The organism is Zoogloea sp. 1C4 (assembly GCF_009469605.1).
Taxonomy (GTDB): domain Bacteria; phylum Pseudomonadota; class Gammaproteobacteria; order Burkholderiales; family Rhodocyclaceae; genus Zoogloea; species Zoogloea oryzae.
Genome location: NZ_SSXU01000010.1, coordinates 38,858 through 56,193, shown reverse-complemented (window position 1 = coordinate 56,193; position 17,336 = coordinate 38,858). Strand labels below are relative to the sequence as shown.

Annotated in this window: 19 protein-coding genes; 9 read left to right on the top strand and 10 right to left on the bottom strand. The window is 68.9% G+C overall.

Going from position 1 to position 17,336, the window contains the following annotated elements; all coding sequences use genetic code 11:
• Window positions 1–6: 6 nt before the first annotated feature.
• Entirely contained in the window at window positions 7–330 is a 324-nt protein-coding gene (locus GH681_RS13410) for an AzlD domain-containing protein (RefSeq protein WP_153161955.1), read from the bottom strand.
• On the bottom strand, window positions 327–1,031 hold the full coding sequence (locus GH681_RS13405; protein WP_153161954.1) for an AzlC family ABC transporter permease: 705 nt from the start codon (window positions 1,029–1,031) through the stop codon (window positions 327–329). The genes GH681_RS13410 and GH681_RS13405 overlap by 4 nt, the downstream gene beginning before the upstream one ends.
• A 154-nt stretch (window positions 1,032–1,185) precedes the next feature.
• On the opposite strand from GH681_RS13405, the gene GH681_RS13400 reads away from it, so the two are divergent.
• From GH681_RS13400 to GH681_RS13380, 5 genes are all read left to right on the top strand, one after another.
• Window positions 1,186–2,007, top strand: coding sequence for an ABC transporter substrate-binding protein (locus tag GH681_RS13400; protein ID WP_228111904.1), 822 nt, complete (start codon window positions 1,186–1,188; stop codon window positions 2,005–2,007).
• Window positions 2,004–3,491 carry a diguanylate cyclase gene (locus GH681_RS23705; RefSeq protein ID WP_228111903.1) on the top strand — a complete coding sequence of 496 codons (1,488 nt, stop codon included), beginning with the start codon at window positions 2,004–2,006 and terminating at the stop codon, window positions 3,489–3,491. Before GH681_RS13400 ends, GH681_RS23705 begins: the two co-directional genes overlap by 4 nt.
• Window positions 3,492–3,502: 11 nt before the next feature.
• The gene (locus GH681_RS13390) at window positions 3,503–4,144 is read left to right on the top strand and encodes a trimeric intracellular cation channel family protein (RefSeq protein WP_153161953.1); all 642 of its coding nucleotides are present in this window, start codon (window positions 3,503–3,505) and stop codon (window positions 4,142–4,144) included.
• A gap of 71 nt (window positions 4,145–4,215) precedes the next feature.
• Window positions 4,216–4,623, top strand: coding sequence for an OsmC family protein (locus tag GH681_RS13385; RefSeq protein ID WP_153161952.1), 408 nt, complete (start codon window positions 4,216–4,218; stop codon window positions 4,621–4,623).
• 15 nt (window positions 4,624–4,638) lie between these two features.
• A complete protein-coding gene (locus GH681_RS13380) occupies window positions 4,639–5,529 on the top strand; it encodes a pirin family protein (RefSeq protein WP_153161951.1) in 891 nt (296 codons plus the stop codon).
• Here GH681_RS13380 and GH681_RS13375 read toward each other — a convergent pair.
• From GH681_RS13375 to GH681_RS13350, 6 genes are all read right to left on the bottom strand, one after another.
• The gene (locus tag GH681_RS13375) at window positions 5,526–6,458 is read right to left on the bottom strand and encodes a VTT domain-containing protein (protein ID WP_153161950.1); all 933 of its coding nucleotides are present in this window, start codon (window positions 6,456–6,458) and stop codon (window positions 5,526–5,528) included. The genes GH681_RS13380 and GH681_RS13375 overlap by 4 nt on opposite strands.
• 36 nt (window positions 6,459–6,494) lie before the next feature.
• Window positions 6,495–6,842 carry a hypothetical protein gene (locus tag GH681_RS13370; protein ID WP_153161949.1) on the bottom strand — a complete coding sequence of 116 codons (348 nt, stop codon included), beginning with the start codon at window positions 6,840–6,842 and terminating at the stop codon, window positions 6,495–6,497.
• Window positions 6,839–7,756 (bottom strand): DMT family transporter, encoded by a 918-nt coding sequence (locus GH681_RS13365; protein WP_153161948.1) that lies wholly within the window; start codon window positions 7,754–7,756, stop codon window positions 6,839–6,841. The genes GH681_RS13370 and GH681_RS13365 overlap by 4 nt, the downstream gene beginning before the upstream one ends.
• Window positions 7,757–7,840: 84 nt before the next feature.
• Complete coding sequence (locus GH681_RS13360; protein WP_153161947.1) at window positions 7,841–8,086, bottom strand: thioredoxin family protein; 246 nt, start codon at window positions 8,084–8,086, stop codon at window positions 7,841–7,843.
• A 2-nt stretch (window positions 8,087–8,088) separates the two neighbouring features.
• Window positions 8,089–9,549, bottom strand: a complete 1,461-nt coding sequence (locus GH681_RS13355) for a permease (protein WP_153161946.1) — start codon at window positions 9,547–9,549, stop codon at window positions 8,089–8,091.
• Between the two features lie 88 nt (window positions 9,550–9,637).
• Window positions 9,638–10,123, bottom strand: coding sequence for a copper chaperone PCu(A)C (locus GH681_RS13350; protein ID WP_228111902.1), 486 nt, complete (start codon window positions 10,121–10,123; stop codon window positions 9,638–9,640).
• Between the two features lie 198 nt (window positions 10,124–10,321).
• Between GH681_RS13350 and GH681_RS13345 the strand changes: the two genes are divergently transcribed.
• Complete coding sequence (locus GH681_RS13345; protein WP_153161945.1) at window positions 10,322–10,621, top strand: YkvA family protein; 300 nt, start codon at window positions 10,322–10,324, stop codon at window positions 10,619–10,621.
• Window positions 10,622–10,678: 57 nt separating this feature from the next.
• Here GH681_RS13345 and GH681_RS13340 read toward each other — a convergent pair whose 3' ends face one another.
• Together GH681_RS13340 and GH681_RS13335 are read right to left on the bottom strand one after the other, a co-directional pair.
• Window positions 10,679–11,398: a response regulator transcription factor gene (locus tag GH681_RS13340; protein ID WP_194271235.1), complete on the bottom strand. Its 720-nt coding sequence runs from the start codon at window positions 11,396–11,398 to the stop codon at window positions 10,679–10,681.
• Between the two features lie 16 nt (window positions 11,399–11,414).
• Window positions 11,415–13,475: a PAS-domain containing protein gene (locus GH681_RS13335; protein WP_228111901.1), complete on the bottom strand. Its 2,061-nt coding sequence runs from the start codon at window positions 13,473–13,475 to the stop codon at window positions 11,415–11,417.
• A 189-nt stretch (window positions 13,476–13,664) separates the two neighbouring features.
• Here GH681_RS13335 and GH681_RS13330 point away from each other — a divergent pair, with 189 nt between their 5' ends.
• From GH681_RS13330 to GH681_RS13320, 3 genes are all read left to right on the top strand, one after another.
• A complete protein-coding gene (locus GH681_RS13330) occupies window positions 13,665–14,414 on the top strand; it encodes an electron transfer flavoprotein subunit beta/FixA family protein (RefSeq protein ID WP_153161944.1) in 750 nt (249 codons plus the stop codon).
• A 28-nt stretch (window positions 14,415–14,442) separates the two neighbouring features.
• Complete coding sequence (locus GH681_RS13325) at window positions 14,443–15,378, top strand: electron transfer flavoprotein subunit alpha/FixB family protein (protein WP_153161943.1); 936 nt, start codon at window positions 14,443–14,445, stop codon at window positions 15,376–15,378.
• A gap of 116 nt (window positions 15,379–15,494) precedes the next feature.
• Window positions 15,495–17,285, top strand: coding sequence for an acyl-CoA dehydrogenase C-terminal domain-containing protein (locus GH681_RS13320; protein WP_153161942.1), 1,791 nt, complete (start codon window positions 15,495–15,497; stop codon window positions 17,283–17,285).
• The last annotated feature ends 51 nt before the right edge of the window (window positions 17,286–17,336 follow it).

The following is a 17,336-nucleotide window of genomic DNA, read 5'->3' as shown; positions in this document are numbered from 1 at the left end:
GCTCACTCAGCCCGCCACCCAGCGCAACCCCCACAACGCCGCCATTCCCGCCACAAAGGGCAGCCACGGGTTGCGCGAGGCGCGCGCTGCCAGCACCGCAGCGATCGCCGCACCCAGCTTGGGGTTGAACACCTCCACGGCCCCCGCCACCAGCACCACGTCGGGCACCACGATGGCCGCCAGCGCCGCCGCCGGCGCATAGCGCAGGGCCCGCTGCACCACGTCGGGCAGACTGGCCCGCTCGCCCAGCACGATGAAGCTGGCCCGGGGCAAGGTCGTTGCCAGCCCGATCAGCACGAAGATCAGCCACAGGCCCGCGTCGTCGCTCATCGCCGCGCCTCCCGGCCCTGCCAGTGTTCCGCTGCAAAGCCCGCCGCGATGCCGCCCACGATGGCCACCATCACCCCCAGCTTCAGGGGCATGCCCCGCAGCACCACCGCCAGCACGCCGCCGGTGGCCGCCGAGACCAGCATCGGGCGCATCCGGGCCATCGGCACCAGAAGCACCAGCAATGCAATGCTGGCCATGAATTCCAGCGACCAGTTGCGCGGGATCGACCCCGCCGCCAGCACACCCACCAGGGTGGACGACTGCCACACCAGCGCACACCACAGGGACGGCGCCAGATAGGCACCCAGCCGCCAGGCCGGATCGGGCTCCGTCCGCAGGCGCTCCAGCATGGTGGCGAACACCCCGTCGGTGAGCAGATAACCGCACAGCCAGCGCAGGCCCGGGCGACCACCCGCCAGCGGCCGCGCCAGCGCCGCGCTGAAGATCAGGAAGCGCAGATTCACCACCAGCGCGGTGGCCACGATCAGCCACAGGGGCGCCCCCGCCACGATCAGCGGCAGGGTGCCCAACTGCGCGGTGGCGCCAAAGACGATCAGGCTCATGCCCATCGCCTGCGCGGTGGAAAAACCGGCGCCGACCATCGCCAGCCCGGTGACCAGCGCCCACGGAACCAACCCCACCGAAACCGGCAGACAGGCCCGGAAACCCACCCGCGCCCCGGCGCGAAAACTCGGAGACATGCCCTCTCCTGGTGCATGGAAAGCGCCGAACTTAGCACGCCGGCCATCGTCGCACTCGGCCTGTGACAAAGGAGGGACGCACGGCCCCAATCGCGCCTAGAATTCGGAGAAAGCGCACCGCAATAACAAGAACTCACCCCCCGGAGAGCGATCCGTGAGAATCGAGAGCCTGCTGCGCCATTTTGCCCCGCTGGCCATGATGGCCTTGCTGGCCGTGGCGGGGGCAAGCAGCCCGCACGCCTTCGCCGGCGACCCGACCCGACCCGACTGTTCCCGCGCCTACACGCTGGCCCTGCACGAGCACGGCCTGCTGTATTCGCGCCAGACCGGCAAGGGCATCGACAAGGACATCGCGGACGAGCTCATCCGCCGCAGCGGCTGCCGGATCAACGTCGTGGTGCTGCCCCGCGCCCGCATCTGGCAGCTCATCGAATCCGGCGGGCTGGATTTCAGCCTGTCGGGCATTTCCAATCCCACCCGCGACAGCTTTGCCGGTTTTGCCTGGTATTTCTCCAACAAGTATTACCTGCTGGTGCGTCGAGATTCCGGCATCCAGCGGGTCACCGACTTTCCCCGCAACCCCCAGCTACGCCTGGGCGCGATCCGCAGTTTCCGCTATAACCCCGGCGCCAACCGGCTGGTGGACGCGCTCGACGCCAGCCTGCGGGTGAGCTACGCCACCGGGCTCGCCCCGCTCTACGAGAACCTGCTGGCCGGCCAGATCCACGGCATGATCATCGAGCCCTTCGACTACCCCGCCGTAGAGAGCGCCAGCCTGCGCGAGCAGACCACCATCCTCGAGTTCGACGACCCGCCGGTGCCCCACGGTCTGATCATGTCGCGCCAGGCCGTGCCGGCCGCCGATCAGGCCCGCTGGCGCGCGCTGATCGACCAGATGCGCGAGGACGGCACCGTCGAGCGGATCTTCGCCCAGTACTTCAAACCCGAGCTCGCCCGGGAGATGACACGATTTTGAAGACCCTCGGCCAACTCCGCGATCTGCTGCTGCCCATCGCCGTCGGGTTGTTCACCCTGACGGTGGTCGGCTGGCTGTGGTGGCACGAGCGGCAGAGCCTCGACGCCAACCTGCGTGCCGACTTCGACTTCAGCGTGCGCCTCGCCAGCACCCGCATCGAACAGCGCGTTGCCAACTACGAGCAGATGCTGCGCGCCGCCCGCGGGCTGTTCGACGCCTCCGACCACGTGAGCCGCGACAACTTCAGCGCCTTCGTGGATGCCCTCACCCAGGGTGCCGAGTTCGCGGGCCTGCAGGCCTTCATGTTCACCCGCTGGCAGGGCGAGGGCAAAGCCGCGCCGATCCTCTACGTGTCCCCGGACAGCGCCGACAACCGCCCGATCCTCGGCTACAACCTCCTCGACAACCCGCCCCGCCGCGCAGCCATGCTGCAGGCCCGGGATTCCGGCGAGATCGCCATCACCCCCCGGGTCAAGCTGCTCACCGACCAGCCCGACGGCCCCGCCGCCGTGGCCATCTATCTGGCCGTGTACGACCGCAACCTACCCGTGGATGGCCCCGCTGCCCGCCAGGCCGCGCTGCGCGGCTGGGTGCACACCGCCTTCCGCATCCGCGACCTGATGGCCAGCCTCTACGGCGAAGGCATCCCTGGCGTGGCGATCCGCATCCACGACGGCGCCGTTGCCACCCCCGACAACCTCCTTTTCGAATCCCACCCGGGTGCCGACCAGCTGCCGCCGCCGCGCTTCAGCACCACCGAATACATCAGCTTCCCCCAGCACAGCTGGACGCTGCAGATCCGCACCACGCCCACCTTCGAGGAGCGCCACAGCCGCCGCTCCGAGCACATCATCGCGGTGGCCGGGGTATGTGGCAGCGTGCTGCTCGGGCTGTTCACCTGGCTGCTGGTCACCGGGCGGGCCCGCGCCCACGCCCGCGCCCAGGCCATGACCCGCGAACTGCGCGAGAGCGAGGATCGCATGCGCCACATGGCCCAGCACGACCCGCTCACCCAGCTGCCCAACCGCGCCCTGTTCTCCGACCGCCTGCGCGCCGCCCTCGCCCGCGCCCGGCGCGACCGCGGCAGCGCCGGCCTGATGTTTGTGGATCTCGACCATTTCAAGGACGTCAATGACGCCTGCGGCCACGCCGTGGGCGACCAGCTGCTGGTGGCCGCCTCGGCCCGGATGCGCGACTGCCTGCGCGAATCCGACACCCTGGCGCGCATCGGCGGCGACGAGTTCGTGGTGCTGCTCCCTCACATCGACGACCGCACCGACGCCGAGCTGGTGGCCGGCCGCATCCGCGCCGCTCTGGCCCAGCCTTTCGCCATCGACGGCCGCGAGCTCTCCATCTCCGCCTCCATCGGCATCGGCATCTTCCCCGAGCACGGTGCCGACGACGTGAGCCTCATGAAGAGCGCCGACGACGCCATGTACCGCGCCAAGGACATCGGCCGCGACCAGCTCGTCTTTGCCGGGTAAGCTTCGCCCCCATGTCCGCCAGCGCCTTCCAGATCCCGGTCTATTTCGACTATCTCGCCACCTTCGCGTGGGCGCTGTCGGGCGCTGTGGTGGCCTTGCGCAAACGCCAGGACATCGTCGGGGTGTTCGTGCTGGCGCTGCTCACCTCCATGGGCGGCAGCATCCTGCGCGACGGCGTCTTCCTGCAGCGCACGCCCCCGGTGCTCACCGATCAGGTCTACCTGCCGCTGATCCTCACCGCCACCCTGCTGGTGGCACTGCTGCGCCGGCGCATCGCCCACCTGCCGGTGGTGAGCCGCCTGGTGGACACCATCGACGCCTTCGGCACGCCGGCCTTCGCGGTGGTCGGCATGCAGCTCGCCCTCGGCGCCGCCATCCCGCTGCCCGGCGTGGTGCTGGTGGGCGCCGTGAGTGGCGTGGGCGGCGGCGTGCTGCGCGACATGATCGTGCGCGAAGTGCCCTTCATCCTGCAGCCGGGGCAGTTCTCGGCGCTGATCGTGCTGCTCGCCTGCGCCGTCTTCCTGGGGCTCACCCTCGCCGCCGGGCTGGCCGCCGAGGTCGCCGCCTGGACGACCATCGGCATCGCCTTCGTCGCCCGCATGCTCACCATCCGCTTCGACTGGCGCACCCGCCCACTGCTGGACGCCGACTGAACCTCGGCCCGGCGGCGCCGGTCGGAGTGGACACGGCCCCCATCCGGCGGGCTGCCAACCTGGGAGCCACCATGTCCGGAACGCCCGCCGTCACCGCCACTCTCCACGACACACCCTACCTCGTCAGCTTCACCGACGACCTCGGCCACACCTGGCAGGCCGACGAGCCACCCGACGTGGGCGGCGGCAACGCGGCCCCGCCCCCCGACCGCCTGATCCTCTCCGGCCTCGGCGCGTGCACCGCGATCACCATCCGCATGGTGGCCAGCCGCAAGCAGATTCCCCTCACCGGCGTGCGCGTCGAACTCGCCCTCAACCCCGACGGCAAGCCCGAAGCCGGCAACGACATCACCCGGCAGATCTTCCTCGAAGGCGAGCTCACCGACGAGCAGCGTGCCCAGCTGCTGAAGATCGCCAACGCCTGCCCGATGCACAAGCTGCTGACCGGCGAAGTGCGCGTGCAGACCACCCTTGCCTGAACCCGGAGCGCCGTCATGAGCCCGATCGAACTGATCCTCCCCCGCGCCGCCGACCTGGGCGAAGGCATGATCGTCCGCCGCGCCCTGCCCACCCGCCAGCGCCGCATGGTGGGCGCCTGGTGCTTTCTGGACCACGCCGGGCCGGTGGACTTTGCCCCCGGCGGCGGCATGCACGTGGGCGCCCATCCCCACACCTGCCTGCAGACCTTCACCTGGCTCATCGACGGGGAAGTGCTGCACCGGGACAGCCTGGGCCACGAGCAGTGGATCCGCCCCGGCCAGGTCAACCTGATGACCGCCGGCCACGGCATCGTGCACACCGAAGACAGCGCCCCCGGCGCCCGTCGGCTCCACGCCGCCCAGCTATGGATCGCCCTGCCGCCCGAGCTGGCCGACTGCCCGCCGGCCTTCGAGCACTACCCGGACCTGCCCCGCTGGCAGGACGCCGGCTGCACCCTCACCCTGCTGGCCGGGCGCTTCGGCGGCCGCGAATCCCCCGCGCGCATCCACACCCCGCTGGTGGGCATGGACCTCCTCGCCAGCCAGGATGCGCAGCTCGCCCTGCCCCTCGACCCGAGCTTCGAATACGGCCTGCTGCCGATGGAAGGTGGCATGGACATCGGCGGCCAGCACTTCGCCACCGACGAATTCGCCTACATCCCGCCGGGGCGGGAGCGGATCACCCTCGATCTCGCCGCCGGCAGCCGCATCCTGCTGGTGGGCGGCGAGCCCTTCGGCGAGCCGGTAACCATGTGGTGGAATTTCGTCGGCCACGACAAGGCCGCCATCGCCCGCGCCCAGCGGGATTGGGAAGGTGGAGCAGACGCGGACAGCGCCCGTTTCGGGCCGGTAAAGGGCGGCGAAGCCCGGCGCCTCGTCGCGCCGCCCCTGCCCTGGACGGTTTAGCGTTCGGGCTGATCCAGCCCGCCGGCGGCGAGCCAGGCTTCATAACCCCCGGCCAGCACCCGTACCGACAGATAACCCTCGCCCAGCAGGCGCCGCGCCGCCTGGATAGCCCCGGCGTCCTCGGGGCAGGCGCACAGGGTGACGATGGGCGCGTCCTTCGGCCAGTCACCGAGGACATCCGCCAGCCTGTCGTGCTCGGCCACCCACGCGCCGGGGACGGGGCCCAGCTCGGCCACCATCGAGGCGCCGCGCAGATCGAGGATCAGCGGACGCACCCCGGCGTCGATCTGGGCCAGCAGGTCCGCCGGCGTCACCATCGGCACCTGCAGGCGGCGGAAGCGGTATTTCTGCCACAGCTTCCAGCCCAGCCAGAGCGCCGCCAGCCCCAGCGCCACCCCCACCGCCCGGCCGGCGTGGGTCTCCAGCCCGTCGATCACGGCCTGCACCGTGTCCTTCATCAACCACCCGGCGCCCAGCGCCAGCCCGGCCCACAAACCCGCGCCCACCGCCGCCGCCACCAGAAAACCCATCCGCGCCATGCGCAGCGCCCCGGCGATCGGCGGCGCCACGGTCGAAAAACCCGGCACGAACTTCGCCACCACCAGCGACGACAGCCCCCAGCGCACGAAGCGCGCCTCCGTCTGGCTCACGCACGAGGCCGGGTTGATCGACAACCGGCACAGCCCGGCCAGCACCCGGTAGCCAAAGCGCCGCCCCGCGGCATACCAGATCGCATCCGCAATCACCGAGGCGAGGATCGCCGCCGCCAGCACCTTGCCCAGCGCCCACGGGCTGGCCGCCAGGCTGCCGGCCACCAGCAGCGTCGGCACCGCCGGCACCGGCAGGCCGATCTGCTGGAGCAGCACGTTCATGAAGACGAGGGCGACCGCATCGTGTTCGAGGGTCTGGCGGAGCTGGGCGATGTCCATGGCCCAAGCATCGCATGCCGCGGCTACCCGCCGCAGCTACGGAAAACCCGCGCCCCGAGGCGGGTTGGGGTGAAAGCGGAGCGAGTTCAGCTTTGAGATGAACGGGTTCACCTCCAACCTGAACTTGTTCGCCTCGGACTTGAACGAGTTCATCCCGGACTTAAACCGGTTCATCTCAAACTTGAACTCGTTCATCCTGGACTTGAACGGGTTCATCCGAAACTTGAACCGCTTCAAGTCAAAGATGAAGAAGTTCAACGCCAACTTGAACTGGTTCAACCCGAAGATGAACAAGTTCATCTCGAACCTGAACCGGTTTCCCTCCGACCTGAACTTGTTCATCTCCGGGCGGAGTACACTCCCCCTGAAGGGAGCCCAGTTCAAGCCCGAGATGAACGCGGCCCCTTGCGACCCACCAGCACCACCCCCGACACCACCAGCGCCCCGCCCAGGATCTGGAACAGCCCGATCGGCTCGGCGAGGATCAGCCAGCCCAGGAAGAGCGTCACCACCGGGCCGAGGGTGCCGATCAGCGACACCGGCCCGGCGCCCAGGCGACGGATCGCCTCCGACACCATCCACACCGGCAGCACCGTGGAGAACAGCGCCATCGCCACCGCCAGCCCCATCACCGGCGCCGGCTGAACCAGCAGCAGGCCCAGGGGCCGGGTGGCGGCAAAGTGGCCGAGGCACAGCACACAGGCGATGGCGCTCGCCCAGGCGGTCACCCGCGCCGCGCCCAGGCGCACCACCGCCTGGCCGTTGCCCATCAGGTACAGCGCATACGACACCGCGCTGCCGAACACCAGCCCGCCGCCGATCCACACGTCCCTGGCGCTGCCGGCGATGTGGAGATCATGGGCCACCGCCAGCGCGATGCCCGCGTAGCACAGCCCGATGCAGGCCAGCGCCCGGCGGGTGATCGGCTTGCCCAGGAACAGCGCCGAGAACACCACCACCAGGGTGGGGTAGGCAAACAGGATCAGCCGCTCCAGCGCCGCCGAGATGTACTGCAGCCCGAGGAAATCCAGATAACTGGCCATGTAGTAGCCGGTAAAGCCCAGCCCGGCCATCAACGCCAGATCCCGCCCCGACAGCTTCGCGTGCTGGCGGCGCCGGCCGTCGGCAAAGCCCAGGGCCAGGAAGAAGGGCAGCGACAGCCCCATGCGCAGGGCAAGCAGGGTCACGGCGTCGACGCCGTAAGGGTAGGCCAGCTTGATGAGGATGGCCTTGAACGAGAAGCCCACCGCGCCGAGCACGGCGAACAGGAGCCCGAGACGATCGCCGGGGTGATTCATGGGGGCGGCGGCAGGAAGAAAACGGCCGCAGAGTGTAGCGCGCCACCCGCCCGGCAGGCGATCAGGGCCCGGCGGCGGCGGGTGTCAGCCCTGGGCCTCGCGCAGCCAGTCGAGCACGCTGCCCGGCGCCGGAATGCGCCCGGACGACACCAGCTTGCCATTGACCACCAGCCCCGGCGTCTTCAGCACATCCCAGGCGAGGATCGCCTCGGTGTCGGTGATCTTCTCGATCTGCGCTTCCGCGCCCAGCTCGGCCACCGCCGCCCGGGCGATCTCCTCCAGCTTGCGGCAGTTGGCACAGCCCGGCCCCAGCACCTTGATATCCAGCACGATCAGGCTCCTTTCAGCACGTTACGGCGGTTCGCCACCGCCAGGAGGATGGCTAGCAGGCCGATGAAGGCCGCCAGCCCCAGCACGATCAGGCCCAGCGGCAGGCCATCCACCCACGCCCCGTAGGTGAAGCCGGCCACCGCGCTGAACAGCGCCACCAGCCCCACATAGGCCGCGGTCTTGGTCCGGCCGATGATCGCCGAGATGATGAGGATGCTCTGCAGCGACAGCTCCGGATCGGACATCAGGTAGGCCAGCAACGGCCCGCGGTGCATCCCCAGGTCGAGGAACATCCGGGCGATGGGCACCTCGACGAGGGTCGGGAAATACATGAACACCCCGAAAGCCACCCCGGCCAGGTTGCCGAGCACCGAGTTGCTGCCCGCCACCGCCTCGATCCACTCGGGCCGCACCACCACCCGCACCATGCCGACGATGAACACGCCCACCACCAGCAGCGGAAAGATCTGCTTCACGAAACGCCAGGACTCCCACAGCCAGTCCTGCAGCGCCTGCCGCTCGAGCCGGCGCCAGGCCAGCACGTGGATCGCCGCGAGGCACGCCGCCACGCCGAAGAACTTGCCGGTGAAGCCGATCTGCAGCACGCCCTCGGCGGGCCGGATCGCCAGCGCCGCCAGCAGCAGCGTGGCCCACACCAGCCCGAGGCTGGCCCGGGTCCAGCCGGTCACGCCATCCTGGATGTTCTCCAGCCCGCGCCAGGCGGTGAAGCCGATGGCGCCGAGCAAGGCGATCAGCATCACGCCCTGCACCGACACGCCCTCCTCGCCGCGGCTGGCGTCGAAAGGCACCAGCCGGTCGAGCCAGGCCTGCCAGCCCGACGCCACCGGCAGCGGCAGATCCAGATGGAACCAGGTGCCGGTGAGAAAGCCGAGCTTGAGGGTGCCCGCCAGCAACAGCGCCACCCACAGCCCGAGGAACCACCCCGCCACGGGCCCGACGCCCTCGCTGCCCGCGGCGAACATCGCGCTGCCGGCCTGCTCGTGGGCGGCATCGTCGGCCCGGAACAGCAGGGCCATGATGAGCCCGATGCCGATCCCGAAGATCAGCGACAACACGAAGCGCGCCCCGGCCAGATCGACCCCGATCACCCCGCCGGTGTACACCAGCGCCAGGATGTTGGCCGCCGGCGCAAAGAACAGGAAGGTGATCGCCGGCCCCAGCCCGGCGCCCTTTTTATAGATGCCGGCAAACAGCGGAACGATGGTGCACGAGCACACCGCCAGCAGCGAGCCGGCGGCCGCGGCTGCGGGATAGGAAACATGACGGGGAGAATTGCGCCCGAGAAATCGGGTGATCGTCTGCTGGGGGATCAGCGCCGACATGGCGCCGGCGATGAAGAAGGCCGGCAGCAGGCACAGCAGCACATGGGCGGCGAGGTAGGCGGCCAGATTGCCGGCACCACCGCGCAACACCGGCAGCAGCCATTCTGAGAGCACATCCATACGGCCTCCGGCCCCATCAGGGCGGAACGTGATGAAACCACTCTAGACCTAATCCGCCGCCGGCGCTTTGATACGCCGCAAGCGCCGCTCAGTGGTGGTGATTGTGGTCCATCGGCATCGGCGCGGCGGCGGTCAGGTCGCGCACCTCGGCCTTCACCTCGACGCGCTCGACCTTCTGGTCCTTGCCCTCGACCTTGAGGGTGATGGGCACCACATCGCCCTTGGCGAGGGGCTTCTTCAGGTCGATCAGCATCACGTGGTAGCTGCCAGGCTTGAGCTCCACCGGCTGGCCGGGCTTGATGTCGAGGCGCGGCAGGGCGCGCATCTTCATCACGTTGTCGGCCATCACCATCTCGTGCAGTTCGACGATGTTGGCGGCCGGGCTCTCGACGCCCACCAGGCTCACGCCGCCCTTGCTGGAGAGCTGCATGAAGGCGCCGGTGGCCTTCTGGGCCGCGACGGTGCCGCGCACCCACGGGTTGGCGACCTCGATATCCGCGGCAAAGGCGGCGGTGGCACACAGGCCGGCCAGGGTGACAGCAACGGAACGGGCGATCAGGGCGGAAAGCTTCACGGGAGACTCCTTGAAATGAACGCCGCGAGCTTAACGCGGGCGGCGGCCGACGGGCCGGGAATGCGACCATTTGCCGCACGGATCTTTCGGGATGTGTCCGCCCGGGGCCGAAATCACATCCGCTTACAACACCACCGGCAACCCGGTGGCAGACCGACGATCATAGAAAGCGCCATCCACCACGAAGGAACCCCCGCCATGTTCAAGAAGCTCACCGCCCTGTATGCCCTCATCCGCAAGGACGCGCGCATCCTGTGGTACGCCCTGCGCCACCCGGCGCGGCCGGCCTGGCTGGTGCCCTCGGTGGCGCTGATCGGGCTGTACCTGCTGTCGCCGATCGACCTGATCCCCGACGTGCTGCCGGTGATCGGGCTGGTGGATGACTTCGTGCTGATCCCGCTGGTGATCGCCTGGCTGGTGAGCCGCCTGCCGGCCGAGCTGAAGCGCGGTTTTGCCGACGACAAGCGCACCATCGACGTAGTGCCCCAGCGGCGCTGAATCCCGGCGCGCACAACGGGCCGGATCTGCCGCGAGGCGATCCGGCCCGTTGTGCGCCTAAGTCCAGGTGACCGTGGCCGCCAGCAGGTAGCCGGCGCCGTACACCGTCTTGATGAGCTTGGCGTGCTGGGGGTTTTCCTCGAAACGCCGACGCAGGCGCGAGATGCGCAGATCGATGCTGCGATCCAGCGCCGACACGTCGCGCCCTTCGAGCAGCTGCTCGCGGGTCAGGATGTGGTTGGGATGGGCCAGCAGCACGCCGAGCAGCTGGGCCTCGGCGGTGCTGAGGGTTTCCTGCTGGCCGCCGGGGCTGACCAGGGTGTTGCTGCCCGGCTCGAAACGCCAGCCGGCAAACTCGGCGATCCGCTGGGCCGGATCGGCCGGCAGGGTGACCTGCCCCGGATAGCGGCGCAGGATCGAGCGCACCCGGGCGATCAGCTCGCGGGGCTCGAAGGGCTTGACCACGTAGTCGTCGGCGCCGAGCTCCAGCCCCATTACCCGGTCATGGGTGTCGGCCCGGCCGGTGACCACCAGCAGGCCACAGGTGTGCTTGCGGCGCAGCTGCTGGAGCACCGCCATGCCGTCCATGTCGGGCAGGCCCAGATCGAGCACCACCAGATCCGGCACCTGATGGCGCAGCCCGTGGAAGAAGGCCTCCGCGGTGCGGAACAGCTCGGTGCGGTAGCTGAACTTCTCGAGGGTGTCGGCGATCAGGCGCGCGATGGCCGCCTCATCCTCGACGACGTAGATCAGCTCGGGTTTGCGGGTCTGGGCCATGGCAGCGAAGCTTGGCTCAAGCCGCGAGCGGACGCAAGGCAGCCAGCAGCTTGTCCCGCGAGAAAGGCTTGGCGAGGAGCGGCAGATCACCGTCCATGCCCAGCTCGTGCTGGGATTCGGCGAAGCCGCTCATCAGCACCACCGGCAGATCGGGCCGGAAACGCCGCACGAAACGCGCCAGCGCCCGGCCATCCATCGCGCCGGGCATCACCACGTCGGAGATCACCAGCGCGATGGCCGGGATGTTCTCGACCATGTCGGCGGCCTCGGCGCCGTTCTCGGCCTCGACCACCGCGCAGCCCAGCTCCGAGAGCTGCATGCGCACCACGGTGCGCACGTCCACGTCGTCCTCGGCGAGCAGCACCAGCTTGCCGGCGAGATCGGTCTCGGCCACCTCATGCCCCACCGGCAGGGCTTCGACCTCCTCGGCCTCGGCCAGCCGCGGCAGCAGAAGCGCCACCGTGGTGCCCCGCGCCTGCCGGCTGCGGATGCGCACCCCGCCGCCCGACTGCTTGACGAAGCCATACACCATCGACATCCCAAGCCCGCTGCCCATGCCGAACTGCTTGGTGGTGAAGAAGGGCTCGAAGACCCGCGCCAGGGTGCTGCCGTCCATGCCCATGCCGTTGTCGGTGACGGCGATCTGCACGTAGTCGCCGGGAGGCACTTCGAGATCCGCCGCGGCGTGCACGTTGAGGTGCTCCAGCGAGGATTCGATGCGCAGCTCGCCACCGTTGGGCATCGCGTCGCGGGCGTTGAGGGCGAGGTTGAGGAGCGCGTTTTCGAGCTGGTGGGCATCGACCATCGCCACCAGGCACGGCTCGCGGCTCGCGGTGCTCACTGCGATGGTGCCCGGCAGAGAGCGGCGGATCAGCTTCGACATGCCCAGGATCAGCTCGTTCACCTCCACCGGGCGCGGCTCCAGCGGCTGGCGGCGGGCAAAACCCAGCAGCCGGCGGATCAGCTCGGCGCCCCGGTTGGCGGCCTGCATCGCGGGCTCGACGAAGTTCTCGGTGAGCGGGTCGTTGGGGTGGTTTTCCTTCAGGGCCACCAGGTTGCCGATCACCACCGTCAGCATGTTGTTGAAGTCGTGGGCGAGGCCGCCAGTGAGCTGGCCGATGGCTTCCATCTTCTGGGCCTGGGCCAGCGCCGCCTGGGTGCGGCGGCTCTCGGTGACATCCACCGAATGCACGTAGCAGCCGATCACCTCGCCGTCGGCGATGTCGGGCACCAGGGTGCTGCGGGCCTGGGCCGGCGTGCCGTCGCGGCCGGTGAGGGTGTATTCGTACGACACCCGCTCGCCCGCCAGCGCCCGGGATACATAGGGCGAGACGATGGCGAAGACCTCCTGCCCGACCACGTCGCGGATCTGCCGACCCTCGACCTCGCTGGCCGACCAGCCGAACCATTCGGCGTAGCCCTTGTTGGCGTAGCGGTAGGTCCAGTCGTGGTCGAAATACGCCACCGCCGCCGGGATCGCGTCGGTGATCTCGCGCAGGCGCTGCTCGCTGCGGCGCAGCGCGCCGGTGATCGCCTTGTTGGATTCGATGGCCGCGGTGAGCTCGGCGTTGGCGCGGGTCAGCGCGTCGGTGCGCAGGCGGATGTGCTCTTCCAGCTCGGCCTGGTGGCGGGCGATCTGCTCCTGGCTGTGGCGCTGGCCGGTGATGTCGGTATAGACGGTGATGAAGCCCTGGTGGGGCAGCGGAAAGCCGCGGATCGACAGGATCTGCCCGTTGGGCCGCACCCGTTCGGTGACGTGGGGCTGGAAGCTGCGGGCGCGGGCCACCCGCTCGGCCACCTGAGCCGCCGGATCGCCCGGGCCGTAGTCGCCGCGCTCGGCGTTGTAGCGGATGAAATCCTCGAAATTGACGCCGGGCTTCGCCAGCGACTCGGGAAAGTCGAGCAGGCGCAGGAAGGTCGTGTTCCACGCGACCATCCGCAACTCCTCGTCGAACACCGTGACGCCCTGGTCGAGGAGATCCAGCCCCGCGCCCAGCATCTCCCGGTAACGCCGGTCGAAGGACGGCGGCGTGTCGGCGCCCCGATCGTTTCCCCCATCCATCTGCTGCCCGCTCATCGCTGCTCCACTTCAATCACTTTCACTGATTCTAGCCAGCGTCCGGCCGCCCCGAAGCACCAGACATGATTGAGTACATTTTCACGAAACTTCCGACAAGTTTGTTTGCGAACCTTCCGTCCGATCCTCGGCAGTCCGGCCAGGAGATTCAGCGCGAGCGCGCAAGCACAAGAACGGAGACAGGTTCCCATGAAGATTCTCGTACCCATCAAGCGGGTCGTCGATTACAACGTCAAGATCCGCGTCAAGGCCGACCAGAGCGGCGTCGAGCTGGCCAACGTCAAGATGGCCATGAATCCCTTCGACGAGATCGCCGTTGAAGAAGCCGTGCGCCTGAAGGAAGCCGGCACTGCCACCGAAGTGGTGGCCGTCTCCGCCGGTGTCACCCAGTGCCAGGAAACCCTGCGCACCGCCATGGCCATCGGCGCCGACCGGGGCATCCTCGTCGAATCCGACGCCGACCTGCAGCCCCTGGCCGTGGCCAAGCTGCTCAAGGCCCTCGTCGACAAGGAACAGCCCACGCTGGTAATCCTTGGCAAGCAGGCCATTGACGACGACTCCAACCAGACCGGCCAGATGCTCGCCGCGCTCCTGGGCTGGCCCCAGGCCACCTTCGCCTCCAAGGTCGAAGTAGCCGGCGACGGCGTGCGCGTCACCCGCGAGATCGACGGCGGGCTTGAAACCCTCTCCCTCCCCCTGCCCGCCGTCGTCACCACCGACCTGCGCCTGAACGAGCCGCGCTACGCCACGCTGCCCAACATCATGAAGGCCAAGAAGAAGCCGCTCGACACCGTCAAGCCGGCCGATCTGGGCGTGGATGTGACCCCGCGCCTCACCACCCTCAAGGTGGTCGAGCCCGCCGCCCGCAGCGCCGGCATCAAGGTGGCCGACGTGGCCCAGCTGGTCGACAAGCTCAAGAACGAAGCCAAGGTGCTGTAAGCGCCTGAAGAACACGGAGACAAAGAACATGCCCATCCTCGTCATCGCCGAACACGACAACGTCGGCCTGAAGGCCGCCACCCTCAACACCGTTTCCGCCGCCGCCAAACTGGGCGCCGACATCGAAGTGCTGGTTGCCGGCAGCAACTGCGGCGCCGCCGCCGAAGCCGCCGCCAAGCTCACCGGTGTCGCCAAGGTCAAGGTGGCCGATGCCGCCGCCTACGCCGAACAAGGCGCCGAGAATCTCGCCGCGCTGCTGGTCGACGTGGTCAAGGCCGGTGGCTACAGCCACGTGCTCGCCCCCGCCACCACCTTCGGCAAAAACGTCCTGCCGCGCGTCGCCGCGCTGCTGGATGTCGCCCAGATTTCCGACATCACCGCCGTCGAATCGGCCGACACTTTCGTGCGTCCGATCTACGCCGGCAACGCGCGGGCCACCGTCAAGTCGGCCGATCCGGTGAAGGTCATCACCGTGCGCACCACCGCCTTCGACGCCGTCGGCACCGGTGGCAGTGCGACGGTCGAAGCCATCGCCGCCGGCCCGGATCTGGCCCAGAGCAAGCTGGTCGGCCGCGAGCTCACCAAGTCGGCCCGCCCCGAGCTGGGCGCCGCCAAGATCATCGTCTCGGGCGGCCGGGGCCTCGGCAGCGGCGACAACTACCGCGCCGTGCTCGAACCTCTCGCCGACAAGCTCGGCGCCGCCATGGGCGCCTCCCGCGCCGCGGTGGATGCGGGCTTCGTGCCCAACGATTACCAGGTCGGCCAGACCGGCAAGATCGTCGCCCCGCAGCTGTACGTGGCGGTCGGCATCTCCGGCGCCATCCAGCACCTGGCGGGCATGAAGGATTCCAAGGTGATCGTGGCGATCAACAAGGACCCCGAAGCACCGATCTTCCAGGTGGCCGACTACGGGCTCGTGGCCGATCTGTTCGAGACCGTGCCGCAGCTGGTTTCCGCCCTCTGATCGTGCGTCGGGCGTTTGCCCGACACCCCGGAATCTGATCGAAGCAACGGCGTCGGGCGAAGGCCCGACCTGCGCCACGCCGACGCCGCACTCAACCGAATTCGCAAGGAACAACCATGAGCACGTACATCGCCCCCGTGAAGGACATGCTGTTCAACATGAACGAGCTGGCCGGTCTTGAAGAGATCACCGGTCTGCCGGGCAACGAAGAAGTCTCCATCGACCTCGTCGAGGCCATCCTCGACGAAGCCGGCAAGTTCGCGACCGAAGTCGTCGACCCGCTCAACGCCGTCGGCGACAAGCAGGGCAACAAGTGGAACAACGGCGTGGTGACCACCGCCGACGGCTTCAAGGAAGCCTATGCCACCTTCTGCGAGACCGGCTGGAACGGCATGCCCGCCTCCACCGAGTTCGGCGGCCAGGGCCTGCCGGTGACCGTGTCCACCGCGGTGCTCGAAATGTGGAAGTCGGCCAGCATCTCGTTCTCCCTGTGCCAGATGCTCACGCTGGGCGCGGTCGAGGCCATCGCCCACCACGGCTCCGACGAGCTCAAGGCCACCTTCCTGCCCAACATGGTTTCCGGCAAGTGGACCGGCACCATGAACCTCACCGAGCCCCAGGCCGGCTCCGACCTCGCCGCCATCCGCAGCAAGGCCGAACCCCGCGGCGACGGCACCTACGCCATCACCGGCACCAAGATCTTCATCACCTGGGGTGAGCACGACATGGCCGAGAACATCGTCCACCTCGTGCTGGCCCGCCTGCCGGACGCGCCCCCGGGCGTGAAGGGCATCTCCCTGTTCATCGCGCCGAAGTTCCTCGTCAATGCCGATGGCAGCCTGGGCGAGCGCAACGACCTGATCTGCGCCTCCATCGAACACAAGATGGGCATCCACGGCAGCGCCACCGCCGTCATGTCCTTCGGCGACAAGGGCGGTGCCATCGGCTACCTGGTCGGCGAGCCGAACCGCGGCCTCGAGTACATGTTCACGATGATGAACCACGCCCGCCTCAACGTGGGCCTGGAAGGCGTCGGCGTCTCCGAGCGCAGCTACCAGCACGCCCTGGCCTACGCCCGTGACCGCATCCAGGGCCGCATCGTCGGCGACAAGTCCGGCGAGAAGAAGCCCATCCTGCACCACCCGGATGTGCGCCGCATGCTGATGGACATGAAGTCCCGCACCGAAGCCGGCCGCGCCCTGGCCTACTACGTGGCCGGCTGCATGGACCGCGCCCACAGCCACCCGGACGCCGACGTGCGCGCTGCCAACCAGCGCCGCCTCGAGCTGCTGACCCCGGTGGTCAAGGGCTGGTGCACCGAGAACGCCCAGGGCATCACCTGGAACGGCGTGCAGGTGCACGGCGGCATGGGCTTCATCGAAGAGACCGGCGCCGCCCAGTACATGCGTGACGCCCGCATCATCACCATCTACGAAGGCACCACCGCGATCCAGGCCAATGACCTCATCGGCCGCAAGACCGCCAAGGAAGGCGGCAAGAGCATGCAGCAGCTCCTCGCCGACATCGCCGAAACCGGCAGCGCCCTGCGCAACTCCGGCAACGCGCAGCTGAAGGCCATCGCCGACGCCCTGGGCAACGGCATCGCCGCGCTGGACGAGGCCACCAACTGGCTGCTCGCCAACTACGAAGCCACCCCGCAGGCCGCCCACGCCGGCTCGGTGCCCTTCCTCAAGCTCACCGGCATCGTGGTCGGCGGCTGGCTGATGGCCCGCTCCGCCGCCATCGCCGCCACGCGCCTGGATGCCACCGATGGTGACTTCTACAAGGCCAAGCTGGCCACCGCCGCCTACTTCGCCCAGCACGTGATCCCGGAAGCCAACAGCTACCGCGACGCCATCGTGAATGGCGCCGAGTCGGTGCTGGCCCTGGAAGAAGCACTGTTTTAAGCCCCAACCGGTACCGGGCCGCGGCGCACGTCGCGGCCCGGCACCCCAGAC

Bases quoted from the DNA above. Each gene is read 5' to 3' on its own strand.
- GH681_RS13330 (WP_153161944.1), top strand. From the start codon at position 13,665: ATGAAGATTCTCGTACCCATCAAGCGGGTCGTCGATTACAACGTCAAG.
- GH681_RS13375 (WP_153161950.1), bottom strand. From the start codon at position 6,458: ATGGACATCGCCCAGCTCCGCCAGACCCTCGAACACGATGCGGTCGCC.
- GH681_RS13410 (WP_153161955.1), bottom strand. From the start codon at position 330: ATGAGCGACGACGCGGGCCTGTGGCTGATCTTCGTGCTGATCGGGCTG.
- GH681_RS13380 (WP_153161951.1), top strand. From the start codon at position 4,639: ATGAGCCCGATCGAACTGATCCTCCCCCGCGCCGCCGACCTGGGCGAA.
- GH681_RS13325 (WP_153161943.1), top strand. From the start codon at position 14,443: ATGCCCATCCTCGTCATCGCCGAACACGACAACGTCGGCCTGAAGGCC.
- GH681_RS13320 (WP_153161942.1), top strand. From the start codon at position 15,495: ATGAGCACGTACATCGCCCCCGTGAAGGACATGCTGTTCAACATGAAC.
- GH681_RS13345 (WP_153161945.1), top strand. From the start codon at position 10,322: ATGTTCAAGAAGCTCACCGCCCTGTATGCCCTCATCCGCAAGGACGCG.
- GH681_RS13355 (WP_153161946.1), bottom strand. From the start codon at position 9,549: ATGGATGTGCTCTCAGAATGGCTGCTGCCGGTGTTGCGCGGTGGTGCC.
- GH681_RS13340 (WP_194271235.1), bottom strand. From the start codon at position 11,398: ATGGCCCAGACCCGCAAACCCGAGCTGATCTACGTCGTCGAGGATGAG.
- GH681_RS13405 (WP_153161954.1), bottom strand. From the start codon at position 1,031: ATGTCTCCGAGTTTTCGCGCCGGGGCGCGGGTGGGTTTCCGGGCCTGT.
- GH681_RS13385 (WP_153161952.1), top strand. From the start codon at position 4,216: ATGTCCGGAACGCCCGCCGTCACCGCCACTCTCCACGACACACCCTAC.
- GH681_RS13335 (WP_228111901.1), bottom strand. From the start codon at position 13,475: ATGAGCGGGCAGCAGATGGATGGGGGAAACGATCGGGGCGCCGACACG.
- GH681_RS13390 (WP_153161953.1), top strand. From the start codon at position 3,503: ATGTCCGCCAGCGCCTTCCAGATCCCGGTCTATTTCGACTATCTCGCC.
- GH681_RS13365 (WP_153161948.1), bottom strand. From the start codon at position 7,756: ATGAATCACCCCGGCGATCGTCTCGGGCTCCTGTTCGCCGTGCTCGGC.